Source organism: Cellulophaga fucicola (assembly GCF_900119145.1).
Classification (GTDB): domain Bacteria; phylum Bacteroidota; class Bacteroidia; order Flavobacteriales; family Flavobacteriaceae; genus Cellulophaga; species Cellulophaga fucicola.
The window spans coordinates 291,914-307,238 of record NZ_FPIY01000001.1 but is presented as its reverse complement, the minus strand read 5'-3'; the positions used below and the strand labels follow the sequence as shown (position 1 = coordinate 307,238).

The 15,325-nt window shown below is 31.7% G+C and carries 12 protein-coding genes; 7 read left to right on the top strand and 5 right to left on the bottom strand.

Annotation, left to right across the window (positions count from 1 at the left end):
- Positions 1-29 precede the first annotated feature (29 nt).
- Positions 30-1,130 (bottom strand): OmpA family protein, encoded by a 1,101-nt coding sequence (locus BT107_RS01370; RefSeq protein ID WP_072301964.1) that lies wholly within the window; start codon positions 1,128-1,130, stop codon positions 30-32.
- A 236-nt stretch (positions 1,131-1,366) separates the two neighbouring features.
- Here BT107_RS01370 and BT107_RS01365 point away from each other — a divergent pair, with 236 nt between their 5' ends.
- Positions 1,367-1,681: a YegP family protein gene (locus tag BT107_RS01365; RefSeq protein ID WP_072301963.1), complete on the top strand. Its 315-nt coding sequence runs from the start codon at positions 1,367-1,369 to the stop codon at positions 1,679-1,681.
- On the opposite strand, the gene BT107_RS01360 is transcribed toward BT107_RS01365, so the two are convergent.
- Complete coding sequence (locus BT107_RS01360; RefSeq protein WP_072301962.1) at positions 1,676-2,698, bottom strand: threonine aldolase family protein; 1,023 nt, start codon at positions 2,696-2,698, stop codon at positions 1,676-1,678. The two genes, BT107_RS01365 and BT107_RS01360, sit on opposite strands and share 6 nt — an antisense overlap.
- A gap of 17 nt (positions 2,699-2,715) precedes the next feature.
- Positions 2,716-5,115, bottom strand: coding sequence for a zinc-dependent metalloprotease (locus tag BT107_RS01355; RefSeq protein WP_072301961.1), 2,400 nt, complete (start codon positions 5,113-5,115; stop codon positions 2,716-2,718).
- Between the two features lie 89 nt (positions 5,116-5,204).
- On the opposite strand from BT107_RS01355, the gene prfB reads away from it, so the two are divergent.
- The 4 genes from prfB to BT107_RS01335 all read left to right on the top strand — a co-directional run bounded on the left by prfB (position 5,205) and on the right by BT107_RS01335 (position 9,753).
- A protein-coding gene (gene prfB, locus BT107_RS01350; RefSeq protein WP_139254257.1) for a peptide chain release factor 2 occupies positions 5,205-6,303 on the top strand; the annotation gives its coding sequence in 2 pieces (ribosomal slippage) (positions 5,205-5,267 and positions 5,269-6,303; 1,098 coding nt in all).
- Positions 6,304-6,322: 19 nt separating this feature from the next.
- On the top strand, positions 6,323-6,664 hold the full coding sequence (arsC, locus tag BT107_RS01345) for an arsenate reductase (glutaredoxin) (protein ID WP_072301960.1): 342 nt from the start codon (positions 6,323-6,325) through the stop codon (positions 6,662-6,664).
- 108 nt (positions 6,665-6,772) lie between these two features.
- Positions 6,773-7,246 (top strand): hypothetical protein, encoded by a 474-nt coding sequence (locus tag BT107_RS01340; RefSeq protein ID WP_072301959.1) that lies wholly within the window; start codon positions 6,773-6,775, stop codon positions 7,244-7,246.
- Positions 7,243-9,753, top strand: a complete 2,511-nt coding sequence (locus tag BT107_RS01335) for a TonB-dependent receptor (RefSeq protein WP_072301958.1) — start codon at positions 7,243-7,245, stop codon at positions 9,751-9,753. Before BT107_RS01340 ends, BT107_RS01335 begins: the two co-directional genes overlap by 4 nt.
- Before the next feature lie 169 nt (positions 9,754-9,922).
- Here BT107_RS01335 and BT107_RS17460 read toward each other — a convergent pair whose 3' ends face one another.
- Positions 9,923-10,096 carry a hypothetical protein gene (locus BT107_RS17460; protein WP_170854684.1) on the bottom strand — a complete coding sequence of 58 codons (174 nt, stop codon included), beginning with the start codon at positions 10,094-10,096 and terminating at the stop codon, positions 9,923-9,925.
- Between the two features lie 276 nt (positions 10,097-10,372).
- On the opposite strand from BT107_RS17460, the gene BT107_RS01330 reads away from it, so the two are divergent.
- On the top strand, positions 10,373-12,805 hold the full coding sequence (locus tag BT107_RS01330) for a TonB-dependent receptor (RefSeq protein ID WP_072301957.1): 2,433 nt from the start codon (positions 10,373-10,375) through the stop codon (positions 12,803-12,805).
- 121 nt (positions 12,806-12,926) lie between these two features.
- Positions 12,927-14,324 carry a class II fumarate hydratase gene (gene fumC, locus BT107_RS01325; RefSeq protein WP_072301956.1) on the top strand — a complete coding sequence of 466 codons (1,398 nt, stop codon included), beginning with the start codon at positions 12,927-12,929 and terminating at the stop codon, positions 14,322-14,324.
- A 73-nt stretch (positions 14,325-14,397) separates the two neighbouring features.
- Here fumC and BT107_RS01320 read toward each other — a convergent pair whose 3' ends face one another.
- The gene (locus BT107_RS01320) at positions 14,398-15,285 is read right to left on the bottom strand and encodes a hypothetical protein (protein ID WP_072301955.1); all 888 of its coding nucleotides are present in this window, start codon (positions 15,283-15,285) and stop codon (positions 14,398-14,400) included.
- Positions 15,286-15,325 lie beyond the last annotated feature (40 nt).

The window sequence follows — 15,325 nt, the reverse complement described above, 5'->3', positions numbered from 1 at the left end:
GTTAGTGATTAACTATAATAGGTTTACTATTAGTTGTTAATTAATCTAAACTCAGTTCTTCTGTTAGCAGCGTGCTCTCTTTCTGTACAAGAAACACCATCCTTACATCTGTTCTTTAATTTGTTTTCACCGTAACCGTTTGCTACTAGTAAACTAGAGTTAACACCCTTAGTAATTAAGTAATCTGCAACAGACTTAGCTCTTTTTTCAGATAAACTCTGGTTAGAAGCATTGTTACCTCTTGCATCTGTATGAGAAGCAATCTCTAATTTAACACCTGGATTTTGACTTAAAATTGGCATTAATCTAGAATCAATAATTCTTTTAGCTTCTGCAGTTAATGTAGAGCTACCTAAGTTCCAGTTAATTGGTAAAGCTTGGTATTGCACTAAAGAACATTCAACTTCGCTCCAAGTAGTAAGACCACCTTTTTGCTTTAATACTTCTTTTGTTATTGTTTTAGTAACAGCAGGTACAGATACATTAGTAGTATAAGCATCTTTATCTAAAACAGTTTTAGTAATTTCCTTATATTCTGCAGGAATAATTGTTTCTACAACAGAAGGACCAGAAACCAATACAGTTTTCTTGTAAGAAGCATCTCTAGATCCAATTGGAGTTTTTGATACAGAAGCATCTGCACCTAAAACTTGAGTCTGAATAGTTGTAAATTCAGCTGGGTAACCTTTGTAACACCAGTATCTACAATCGTCAGGATTACCAGAAGCACAATCAGGAGCAGAAGCACCTAATTCCCATACAGCATAAGCTGGTTTAACTTCAATAGTTTCTGAACTAGGGTTAAAACTAGCAGGAGTAATACTTAATGTGTTACCACCTTCTTTAGCTACGTAAGAAATTGTTTCAGTTCCCCATTTAGCAGGTACAACTCTAAGTGTTTTACTTTCATCTTTTACTAATACACGCTCTGTTACTGTCTTAAAAGTAGCAGGTACTGTTTTTAAAACAGAATAAGCTGGCTTAGTTGTAATTGTTATAGATTCGTTTACGTATACATCCGGAGTTGTACAACGTACGTAACATTTACCTGGTTCTGGATTTGTTGGCAAATCTTGAGCCATAGTAACTGATGCAGTCATAACTGCAAATAAGAATAATAATTTTTTCATTTTTGGTTAATGTGTTTAATTAATGTTAAAATATGTTAATGTTAGACTGCAAATATAAAATTTTATGAGCGATAAAACACAAAAAAGAGAACAAAAATTTTAAAAACCCTTATTTTATTGATGCATTAAGATTAACAATGGTTAATTTTTGAACAAATACACTATCTTAATAAAATCTTAAAATTATTTTAACTTTAGATATAAAATTATCTTATCTTTAAGACAAAAGAGAAATAATGATACATATAACAAAGAATAAAGACAATACTTTCACTTTCCGTTTAAAAACTGAAAATAATATTGTTTTACTACAGGGAGATAGTTTTTCTAGCAAAGAAGAATTAAATACTACAATTAAGAATATAGTACCAGCTATAAACAGTCTTAACATTTTTGAACGCAAGACTGATTATAACGGTAAATTCTTATTTAATTTAAAAAATTTAGAAGGCAAAGTTATTGGAAAAAGCCAATTTTACTCTTCTGAAGCAGGAATGGAAAATGGTATAAAAAACCTAAAAAATAATATTAGTTCTTTATATAATTTATAAACTTTTTAGAATAGATATAAACCTGTTATGCATATTATCTGTATAATCTAAATGAGTAACTATTCTTAGTTTACCCTGTCCCATACCTATTATTTCCACATTATTCTCTTTTAATTTAGCTAAAAATTGTTCTTGTGTTATTAGCTTTTCATCAATAGCAAAAATTATAATATTAGTTTCTATAGGCTCTACGCTTTTTACAAAGCTAAGACCATCTAACACCACTCCTATTTCTTTAGCTTTTCTGTGATCTTCATGTAAACGTTCTATATGGTTATCTAAAGCATAAATTGCAGCTCCTGACAAATAACCAGCTTGACGCATACCACCACCAAACATCTTACGTACACGTATTGCTCTATCTATATCTTTTTTAGAACCAACCAAAACAGAACCTACTGGGCAACCTAAACCCTTACTTAAACAAACACTTATTGTATTAAACAAAGCACCATATTGCTTTGGAGATTCACCTTTAGCTACCAGTGCGTTCCATAAACGAGCACCATCTAAATGATACTTTAACCCGTGTTTTTCACAAACTGCTTTTATTTTCTCTAACTCTTTAAAATCCCAACAAGCACCACCACCTTTGTTTGCTGTGTTCTCTATACACACTAAAGTAGTAAGTGGACTATGGTAAAAATCTGGCGGATTAATAGCTTCTTCAACCTGTTCTGCTGTCATCATACCTCTATCACCATCTACCAACCTACAACTAACACCGCTATTAAAACTTACACCTCCACCTTCATAATTAAAAATATGAGCATATTTGTCGCATATTAATTGTTCTCCTGGTTGCGTATGTAATTTTATTGCAGTCTGGTTTGCCATTGTTCCGCTAGGAAAAAACAAAGCAGCTTCCATACCAAACATAGCAGCTACTTTAGCTTCTAATTCATTTACAGTTGGGTCATGCTTAAATACATCGTCACCAACTTCTGATGTAAACATTGCATTTAACATCTCTGGTGTTGGCTTTGTTACTGTATCGCTTATAAGGTTAATTTTCATTATAATTATTTATTTTTTTAGTTTGACAAACATTCCATTCCTATTGGTGATCCGTCAGGGATTTTAGGAGACTTAACTGTAATAAATAGCTCTGGATGTTCTTGAAAATGACTTATTCTTGTTACAACTTCTAATGCATACGCATTATCTTTTAAAGCAAATTCTTTTTTTATTTCTCTTAACTTAAAATTTGCAATTGCATTCACTTGCGGATGTACATTTTTACTCACTGCTAGATTCATTACATAAAATAAAGTTCTAAAGTTTATGTTTTGTTGCACTTGATTTATATAAGTGTCCTTATTATTTGCTTTTAAAGTTTCGTTTAACAAAGCATCTAAAACTTCTGGTAACCCAAGCTGATTCTTATCTAAACTCTTCTGCTGTACTAATCTAGATGCTCTTTGTGGATGCAATAAAAAAGAAAGTGTAATATCTGCTGCCGTTTCTGCCGCAGAAAGCGGATCAAAAGATACTCCCGTTTTTCCGTTAAAAGACTCTCTTGTTCTATTGTAACCCATTGCTCTTGGAGGAAACAGATTTAATTTATCTTTAGGAATTGCAATATAATTTGCATTTACAGTCTTAAGCAATGTACGTAAAGCTTCTTGCTGTTCTTTTTTAGAGACAGTTTTAACCGTAAATTGTTCGTCTCCTTTTACTGTATAATTATAATCTAAACCACCAACTACTTTAGATACAGCTTCTGTTTGGTATCTATGAAAAAAGTACAATGGGGCAAAAACATCTTCTAAAACAGAATTTGGTTCTCCTTCTTTAATATTATCAATAGAAAAGTTGTTTATAGCGACTTCTCTAATTTTTAAAACATCATTCAACTCTTCAGCTGCGTTACTTCCATTATCCCATAAGTGCGCATACGCGTGTGCACCTCCACTTGCTCTTGCATCACTATCAGATATAAATCGATACTCTTCTTTATGCGATTTTTTAATAATTTCTTTTAATGCTTTTGCTTCATCTACACCTTCTTTAAAATCCGAATACGAATAGGCAACTGTATATTTATCCCAAGCTCCTATTCCTGTTGCATACGCATTTGTAAAATCTATTTTATTTCCTTTTAAAGAAAACTGAGGATGAGGATAATCCATAACCGATGCTTTATTATTGGTACTAGCTGCAAAATTATGAGCAAACCCTAAAGTATGCCCTATTTCGTGAGCAGAAAGCTGACGTATACGTGCCAATGCCAAATCGAGCATTTTTTTATAATTATCATTACTCTTTGCAAAAGGTTTGTCTGTTAATGCCTGCGCTATTAAAAAATCTTGACGTATACGTAAACTTCCTAAACTAACATGACCTTTAATTATTTCTCCTGTTCTTGGATCTGTAACACTAGCTCCATAACTCCAACCTCTTGTTGCTCTGTGCACCCATTGTATTACATTATATCTAACATCCATTGGGTCTGCATCTGAAGGTAGTATTTTTACCTGAAAGGCATCTTTATACCCAATAGATTCAAATGCCTGATTCCACCATTTTGCACCGTCTAATAAAGCAGAACGTATAGGTTCTGGCGTACCGTTATCTAAATAATAAACTATAGGCACTACAGCTTCACTTACAGCAACATTTGGGTCTTTCTTTTCTAATCGGTGTCTTGCTATAAATCGTTTTTTTATGTCTTTTTGCACTGGGGTAGCATAATCATAATAAGAAAACATAAAAGATCCGCTACGGGGATCGTAAGTTCTTTTTTTGTAGCCCGCATCTGGTAATTCTACAAAAGAGTGGTGTTGGGCTACTGTAACCAAACCAGATGTTGGTGTTACAGAACTTATATATCTTCCTTTTGCTTCTCCTTTAAAAGTAAGATAAACATCAAACTCTATATTTTTAGGAAAAGCTTTTGTTCGTTCTAAATTAAAAGCACTTTTTGTTGCATCTAAACTATAAGAACCTTGCCCTGTATTCTTTAATTTAGAAATAACACCGTGCGTATCTTGCATAAAAAGACTCGTAATATCTATAATAAACTTTCCGTTTTTCTCTTCTTCAATTTTAAATCCGCCTAAAATAGATTTTGAAAATGCTTGCTCAACAGATTGTTTTTCTAATAAATTATCTGTTATAGCTCTGTATTTTAAATTTGGCTGTATTAATAACAATTTATTCCCTGCTTTTTTAAAGTACACAACTCTGCTATCTCCTAACTGCCCTCTATCTAAACCAATATCATTACTACCAACACCACTACTTAAAGAGTTTACATAGAGAAACTCTTTTTCTAGATCGTTAACTTCTAAATATATTTTATCTGTTTTTACATCATAATAAAAAGAAAAATAGCCATTATATTTCTTAAAATTTTTACTCTTATCTGCAAATTGTGCAGTTAGCACTATACAATTACACACTAGTAATAGAAAAATAGAAATACGTCTCATTGGTTATTTTTTTTGATTTTCTAAATTTATACAAAATAGATTGTACAACCATAGTTTAGTACTATTTTTGCTTTTAAATTATTTTAAGAATGATAACAACAGATCAGTACAAAGATCTTTTAGATCGCCTTGGTGCGTTAAGGAGGTATCTTTGACATAGATGCCAAGCTTATAGAAATAGAAAATGAAGAGGAAAAAACTTTAGCTCCGAATTTTTGGGATAATGCACAGGTAGCGCAAGCTCAGATGAAAGTGTTACAGTCTAAAAAGAAATGGGTAAAAGATTTTGATGATGCTAAAGTACTTATAGCAGACCTTGAAGTTTTACTAGAGTTTTTAAAAGAAGGCGATGTTACTGCTGAAGAAGTAGAACTACACTACAACAAAGCTAAAACACATATTGAAAGCTTAGAGTTTAAGAATATGCTTTCTGATGAAGGCGATGAACTTACGGCTATTTTACAAATAACTGCAGGTGCTGGCGGAACAGAAAGTTGCGACTGGGCAGCTATGCTTATGCGCATGTATCTTATGTGGGCAGAAAAACAAGGATACAAAATAAAGGAGCTAAACTACCAAGCAGGTGATGTAGCTGGTATAAAAACAGTTACTTTAGAAATAGAAGGTGATTTTGCCTTTGGATGGTTAAAAGGTGAAAATGGTGTACACCGTTTGGTACGTATTTCTCCGTTTGATAGTAATGCAAAAAGACACACTTCTTTTGCTTCTGTATATGTGTACCCTTTAGCAGATGATAGCATAGAAATAGAAATTAACCCCGCAGACATAGAGATTACAACAGCTCGTTCTAGTGGTGCTGGTGGCCAAAATGTAAACAAGGTAGAGACTAAAGTACAATTAAGTCATAAACCTTCTGGCATACAAATTTCTTGCTCAGACTCTCGTTCGCAACACGACAATAGAGCTACCGCCATGAAAATGCTTAAATCTCAATTATACGAAATTGAATTGCGTAAAAAGCAAGAAGCACGTAGCGAAATTGAAGCAGGTAAGATGAAAATTGAATGGGGTTCGCAAATAAGAAATTATGTTATGCACCCATACAAATTGGTAAAAGACGTGCGTACTGCAGAAGAAACTGGTAATGTAGATGCTGTTATGGACGGTAATATAGATCAGTTTTTAAAAGCTTATTTAATGATGATGGGCCAAAAACAAGAAGATTAAAATAGTAAAACTAAAAAAGATGATAACAATATACCATAACAACAGATGTAGCAAATCTAGAGCAGGTGTAGCTTTATTAAAAGACTCTGGTAAAGAGTTTAAAATAGTAAAATATTTAGAAGATATACCTAGCAAAAAAGAATTAGAAGAAATTATAAGCTTATTAAACATAGAGCCAATAGGTCTTGTTCGTAAAAACGAAGCTATTTGGAAAGAGAGCTACAAAGGCAAAGATTTATCTAACGAAGAAATTTTAGATGCAATGCTAGCCAACCCTAAACTTATAGAAAGACCAATAATTGTTAATGGTGAAAAAGCTGTAATTGGAAGGCCTACCGAGCTAATAAATTCTATAATTTAGAAGTGTTTTAGCTTTTGGCATTTTTATTGCTATTTTCTTTTAACAAATCTTTAACCAAACTAGATTAAACCTTCTTTAATTTTTAAACTCTTACTAATTCAGAAAGTTATGAAAACTAAAAAAATATTTTTTTATGCAACATTAACATTTGTATTATCTGTTTCTACTGTAGAAGCGCAATATGGCTACGGTAACGGTTATAATAATGGATCTGGAAGAGGTCGTGTTAGAAACCAAATGCCACAAACACAGTCTAATGAAAAGCCAAAACCACTTACAGCAGAAGAAATTGTAGAATTACAAATGCCAAAAATTACTGAAGTTATAGAACTTAATAGTTTTGAACAAGCAGTCCTAAGTACTACTCTAACCAAGTATATTAAAAAGTATATGGAGCTGCAAATTTTAAAACTAGAAGGTGATAAAATGAGGGAAAGCATTGAAAAATTACAAAAAGAACAATCTGAAGAACTAAAAGCTGCATTGCCAAAAGAAAAGTATGATGCGTATGTTGCTTTAGAAAAAGAAGGTTTTAAAAAGGCCAAAAAAAAGAAAAAGAAAAAAACTAAAAAGAAAGAATGAAACACTTATTTTCCTTAGTATTATTATTTGCTACTGTAATTACATACGCCCAAGGTCCTAATGCACAAAAAGCAGATCCTAAAAAAGTTAAGATTACAGGCTCTGTTGTAGATGATGAAACAGGAGATCCTTTAGAATACGCAACACTTATATTACAAAGTGTTAAAGACCCATCTATAGTTACTGGTGGAATAACAGATGAACAAGGGAAATTTAATGTTACTGCAGACGCAGGCATATATAATGTAAAAGTTGAATTTTTATCTTATAGAACTTACACATTAAACAATCAAGACTTATCTAACTCTAAAGATTTAGGCATTATTAAATTAGCCTTAGATGTTGAGCAGTTAGACGCTGTTGTTATTACTGCAGAAAAAACAACAGTTCAACTTAGATTAGATAAAAAAATATACAATGTTGGTAAAGACTTAACCGTTAAAGGTGGCTCTGTAACAGATGTATTAAATAACGTACCATCTGTAGATGTAGATGTAGAAGGTGCAATTAGCTTAAGAGGAAACGAAAGTGTTAAAATCTTAATTAACGGTAAACCATCTGCTCTATCTGGTTTAGACAATGCTGCATTAAAATCTTTACCTGCAGATGCTATAGAAAGAATAGAGGTTGTTACAAACCCATCTGCTAGATATGATGCTGAAGGTACTGCTGGTATCTTAAACATTATTTTAAAGCAAAGCAAAACAGCTGGTTTAAATGGTTCTGTTTCTGCTACAGTAGGGGATCCTGAGCAATATGCCGGTTCTGCAAACATAAATCTTAGAAGAGATAAATTTAACCTTTACACAAACTTAAGCTACAGAGACAGAACTGGTCCTGGTAATGCTTTCTTTGAAAATCAATACTTAGATGAAGACGGTAACCCTTCTAGTTTTGAAAACGAATATAGAGAATACACAAGAAGCAGTAAAAGCTACAATGCCAACATAGGTTTTGAGTATTTTATTGATGAAACAAGCAGTATTACAAACTCTGTTTTATATAGAAATTCTAATGGTTTAGACCTTGCAGAAGTTAACTTCTTTAATTTTGATGGTAATATGAACCCTACCATAGAAAGAGAAAGAACTACGAATGAAGATGATGACGAAGAAACAGTACAATACTCATTAAACTACGAAAAAAGGTTTAACGAAGATGGTAATAAATTAACTATAGATTACCAATATTCTAGATCAGACGAATTAGAGAACGCTAGTATAGAAGAGGTAGTTAGCGGTAGCACAACCAATAGCCCTTTAGAACGTACAATTACTGATAACAACCAAATTAAGCAATTAGTACAATTAGACTATGTATTACCATTTGGTAAAGATTTTGCTTCTCAGTTTGAAGCTGGCTATAGAGGTAACTTTAACAACTACACTACAGATTATGACTTTGGTCAAGAAATAGGCGGCATCTTTAACAGTGACCCCAATTTTAGTAACACTTTATTTTTTAATGAAACTGTAAATGCAGCCTATGTACAATTAGGTACTAAGATTGATAAATTTAGCTTACTTGGTGGTTTAAGAGTAGAAGACACAGACATTGATATAGAATTAGCAGAAACTAATGATATCAACAATAAAAAATACACAAACTGGTTCCCTTCTGTTTTCTTAGGATATGAGTTATCAGAAATGGAACAATTTACAGTAAGTTACAGTAAAAGATTAAGAAGACCTGGATCTAGATTTATAAATCCTTTCCCTTCTAGATCTAGTAATACTAACTTATTTTTTGGTAATCCAGACTTGGACCCAACATTCACAGATGCTTATGATTTAGGCTACTTAAAAAGATGGGATAAAATATTATTTAATATCTCTGGTTACTACAACCACTCTACTGGTGTTTTTCAATTTATAACACAAGAAACAGGAGAGTTTGTAAGCATAAGCGATCCTGCCAATCCAGGAAGTTCTGTTGAAATACCAGTACAGGCAAGAACACCTATTAACTTAGCTACAGAAAGTAGATATGGGTTAGACATTACATCTACCTACACACCAATGAGAAATTGGAGATTTAGTTTAAACCTAAACTTGTTTCAACAAACCGTAGAAGGAGAACACTCTTATACTAACTTCTTGAACGAAGTAATTACTCAAAATTTTGATGCAGATAACTTTAGTTGGTTTTCTAAATTTAGCGCAAAAATTCCATTACCTGCAAAAATCGATTTTCAAACAAACTTAACGTATAGAGGTCCTTCAGAGAATGCTCAGACTACTAGAAAAGGAATGTTTGGTTCAGATTTAGCATTAAGTAAAGACTTACTTAATGACAAAGCTACTTTATCTTTAAGTGTTAATGATATTTTTAATACAAGAAAAAGGATGTCTGAAAGTACAACAGAAAATATTATCTCTAACAGCGAATTTCAATGGAGACAAAGAAGTGCTTCTTTAACTTTTACATACAGATTTAACCAACAGAAAAATCAACGTAGTAAAGGAGAAATGAGAGAAAGTGGAGATGATATGGATATGCAAGGTTAAACAATAACACAACTTATATACAACTAAAAAAGAGGCCTCCTGGGCCTCTTTTTTTATTTAAAAAAATCACAACCATAATAGCTGTAAAATAATTTAATAATATAAATACACTACATAACTAAAATAAGCACAAAAAAAAGAGACTCAATTGAGTCTCTTTATATTTTTTTTATTCTAATCGTTTTGCTTTTCTAGCTTCTCGTTTTTCTTTAAGAAATTCTATAAGTGATCCGCCCAACCAATAAGGTATAACAAAAGTTAATAAAAATATCATTAACCAAAATCCTATTGTAAGGATAGTTAAAAAAGCTAAAAAACCTAAGTACTGGTCAAATTCGAACATATATAATTTATTTTAACGACTACAAAGATACTTCTTAAGATGAATAGTACAAATCTTAAACTAAAAAAAATTAGAATTATTTTAGAATTATTTTATATTTGTAGTAGAAGACGTATTAAAATTATCTTAAAAATTAACGATACATAGAATAAATTTAATTTGTTTTTACTAACTAAACCCACTGACTAAACTTAAACTACTCACCTACTACACTATGCTTACAAAGATAAAAGCTAATTTGGTCTATAAACTAACCACTTACAAGACTATGCTATAATGAAAAACACACTATTATTAGCTTTTCTACTTTTATCTATTTTAGGTTACTCACAAGAGGCTAAACCAAGTAAAAACTTACAAAATATTAAAATTACAGGTACTATTAAAGATAGTAACACCGATAAGCCATTAGAATACGCTACATTAATATTACAAGACCCTAACAACCCTAATTTTATTTCTGGGGGTGTTACAAATAAAAACGGAAAGTTTGTAATAGAAATTCCAAGTGGTACATACCACTTAAAAGTAGAGTATCTAAGCTATAAAGTAGTTAACCTAAATAATCTAGATTTGAGTTCTTCTAAAAACTTAGGAGAAATTAAATTAGATGCGGACGTAGAAAAATTAAATGAAGTAGAACTTATTGCAGATAAAACAACAGTAGAACTTCGTTTAGACAAAAAAATATATAATGTAGGTAAAGATTTAACAGTTAATGGTGGTTCTGCATCCGATGTCCTAAATAACATACCATCTGTAACTGTAGATGCACAAGGGACAATTAGCCTTAGAGGCAATAATAATGTAAAAATACTAATTGACGGTAAACCCTCTACACTATCTGGCATAAGTCCAGAAGCTCTTAAACAAATGCCTGTTAGCAGCATACAAAAGGTAGAAGTTATAACAAACCCCTCTTCTAAATACGGCTCTTCTGGAACGGCAGGAATCTTAAATATCATACTAAGAAAAACTAAAAAATCTGGAGTAAGTGGTTCTGTTACAACAACCGTAAAAGATCCTAAATACTTTAAGTTAGGAGGCAGCATAAGTTTAAAGAAAAAATATTTTAATATATTTTCTAATATATCCTATATAAATAAAGATAGACCTGGATATTCCTTATTTAAAAATGAGTTTTTAGATGATACTAAAAATAGTACCGGTTATGAAAATGAGTACAGATCATTAGACAGACAAAGCAAAAGCTTAAACACAAGCGTAGGTCTAGAACTATTTTTAAATGAAACTACGAGTATCACAAACTCTGTTTCTTACACAAAATCTTCTGGGCTAAACAATACAGACATAACTATAGATAATTTTAATTCTATAGATGCTAGCTTAGTAAATAGAGTTAGAAACACACTTGAAGATAGTGATGAAGAAAGCGTACGTTACTCTACTACTTACAAAAGAAAGTTTAATAAAAAAGGCCATGATTTAAGCATAGATTACCAATACTCTAGAAGTTTAGAACTAGAAGACAGAGCAATTAACGAAGCTATTTTACCTAATAGCAATGACAAGTTATTTGACAAGGCAATTACAGATGATCATCAAATTAGTCAGCTTTTACAACTAGACTATACTTTACCATTTGGTAATAACTACAATTCTAAAATAGAACTAGGCTACAGAGGTATTTTTGACAACTATACGGTAGATTATTTAGAAGGGTCTATTGTTAATTCAATTTTCACAAAAAACACCAACTTTAGTAATAACCTAATTTACAGTCAAAATGTAAATGCTGCCTATTTACAATTTGGACAAGGCTTTGGTAACTTTAATATTTCTGCTGGTATGCGTGTAGAAAACACAGACGTATCTGTACTGCTAACAAACCTAAATACTAAGGAAACAAAATCTTATGTAAATTGGTTTCCATCTATGTTTCTAAGCTATGAATTTACAACTAAAGAAAAAATAAGTTTAAACTTTAGTCGAAGAATAGACAGACCTACAGCAGGTAACTTAAATCCTTTTCCTAATAGAGTTAGTAAAACTAATTTATTTTATGGCAATCCAGATTTAGATCCAATGTTTACAAACTCTTTTGAGTTTAATTACTTAAACAAATGGAATAAAATCACGTTTACATCTGCCCTATTTTACTCAAAAACAGAAGATGTAATACATAATGTAGTTATAGAAAACGGAAATACAGAAACCATAACTATAGATGGTACTACTGTAACTTCACCTGTAATTGCAAAAACAAAAAGGAATATAGCAGAAGAATATAGATATGGTATAGATGCTACTGCTACTTACGTTCCTATTAAAAAATGGCGCTTTTCTTTAAACGCAATGGTTTACAACCAAAGTTTATCTGGTAATTACAATTATAGCAATTCCAGTAACGACTTAGTTAATGTGGATTTTACAGCAGATCAGATAAGATGGTACGCTAACCTTAGTGCCAAATTACCTGTACTATACAAGGTAGATTTTCAAACAAACTTTTACCACATAGGTGCCAATAACAATTCGCAAACAAAAACGAAAGCTTTAAATAGATTAGATTTTGTATTTAGCCGAAGTATCTTAAAAAACAAAGCTTCAGTTTCTGTAGGTGTAACCGATATCTTTAATAATTATATAAGATATTCAGATACCAATTTAGAAAACTCAAATTCTTATAACGAGTTACAATCAGATCAAAGAAATATTAGAGCAACTTTTACTTATAAGTTTAATTAAAAGTAAATTGCTTTTTTCTTTATAGCTTCATCTTTTCTCAAAAATTCTATAAATCCTTGTTTTAAATACGTAAAATTAATTCTCCAAAACCTTACCTTTGTATCTATAAAAAATTAGTACAATGAGCTTTAGAATAGAAAAAGATACAATGGGTAACGTAGAAGTACCTGCTGATAAATATTGGGGAGCACAAACAGAACGCTCTAGAAACAATTTTAAAATTGGACCTGTTGCCTCTATGCCTTTAGACATAGTATATGGCTTTGCATATTTAAAAAAGGCAGCAGCATATACCAATTGTGAATTAGGAGTATTAGCTGAAGAAAAAAGAGATTTAATTGCACAAGTGTGTGATGAGATTTTGGCTGGTAAGCACAATGATCAATTTCCTTTAGTAATTTGGCAAACAGGCTCTGGTACACAGAGTAATATGAATGTTAATGAGGTTGTTGCAAACAGAGCACATGAAATAGCTGGAAAAGTTATTGGCGAAGGCGAAAAAACAATACAACCAAATGATGATGTTAACAAATCACAATCATCTAACGACACTTTCCCTACAGGTATGCATATTGCTGCCTATAAAAAAATTGTAGAAAATACTATTCCAGGAGTAAAACAACTTAGAGATACATTAGAGAAAAAATCTAAAGAATTTGCTTCGGTTGTAAAAATAGGACGTACACACTTAATGGATGCTACTCCATTAACTTTAGGCCAAGAATTTTCTGGTTACGTATCTCAATTAAACCACGGTTTAAAAGCATTAGAAAATACACTACCACATTTAAGCGAGTTAGCTCTTGGTGGTACCGCAGTAGGTACAGGATTAAATACTCCTGCTGGTTATGATGTTCTTGTTGCTAAATACATCGCAGAATTTACAGGCTTACCATTTGTAACAGCAGAAAATAAGTTTGAAGCTTTAGCTGCACACGATGCAATTGTAGAAAGCCATGGAGCCTTAAAACAATTAGCTGTTTCTTTAAATAAAATTGCTAACGATATTAGAATGATGGCTTCTGGCCCACGTTCTGGAATTGGCGAAATAGTTATACCAGCTAACGAACCAGGAAGTTCTATTATGCCAGGAAAAGTTAACCCAACACAATGTGAAGCTATAACAATGGTTTGTGCACAGGTTATGGGTAACGATGTTGCTATTTCTGTTGGTGGTACACAAGGTCATTACGAACTTAACGTATTTAAACCAATGATGGCTGCTAACATATTACAATCTGCTCAATTAATTGGCGATGCTTGTGTTAGTTTTGATATTAACTGTGTTGCTGGCATAGAGCCTAACCACGCAATAATTAAAGAATTACTAAATAACTCTTTAATGCTTGTAACGGCTTTAAACACTAAAATTGGCTACTATAAAGCTGCTGAAATTGCGAACACTGCTCATAAAAATGGTACAACTCTAAAAGAAGAAGCTATTAATTTAGGGTATGTAACTGCAGAACAGTATGATGATTGGGTAAAACCAGAAGAAATGGTTGGTTCTTTAAAATAAGAAATCAATTATTTATAAAAACAAAAAAGGTGCAATCTAAAGATTGCACCTTTTTTTATATGTACTATTAGGTCTATTTAAGAGTAAACTCGCTCTTACCTAATATTTTCAATTTAGAATCATAAACAATAGCCATATAATTTCCTTTTTGAAAATCACCTACTGGTTTGTTTACGTAATCACAAATATCTAATGTTCTGTTTTCATAGTAAAAAGCAGTTGCTTTACTATATGTTAAAGAAGCACCACCTTCGTTAGATTTAGTAGTTCCTTCACCTAAAACATTTCCTTGAGGATCTAATACCTCTAAATAAAATTCTCTATCACCTGCTTGTGCAATTGCGTTATCTGCAACTGTAAAACAAATTTTAAGCTTATCTGCTCTACCAGCTCTTGTAGTAGAAACTAATTTACCACTACTACGTTCTTTTACTGCATCTACAGAAAATTTAGCTAAGTTTAAAGCAGAACCTTTTTCTACTGCATCAGCTAACTGAGTATTTTGTACTACTAAAGAATCATTAAAAACAGTTTGTTTAGATAACTCTTGGTATGTACTATCTCTTTCCATAGCTAACATTGTGTTAGATGTAGTTAAAGAATCTACTTTTTTAAGTAAAAATGCTCTTTCTTTCTTTAATAAATCTACTTGTCTTCTGTATCTAGATAAAGAAGATATATCTGTTTTCATTGTTTTTACAGAGTCAATGTATTTAGCAATTCTATCTCTAGCTTCTACTAATTCTTCATTTGTAGCATTGCTCTCCATAATAGCTTTATCGTACTCAGACTGTAAGCTAGTTAAATCATTAACTACATACTCCTTCTCTTGTGTCAAAACAGTTTTGGTTCTTTCTCTGTCTTTATACAATGATACTGTGTAGGCAATAGAACCTAACAATCCCACTCCTAACAAAACAGCAAGTACCTTTAACCCCGTATTACTCTTTTTCTCACTCATAACAATACTATTAATTCAGTTTAATTTATTAACTTGACTA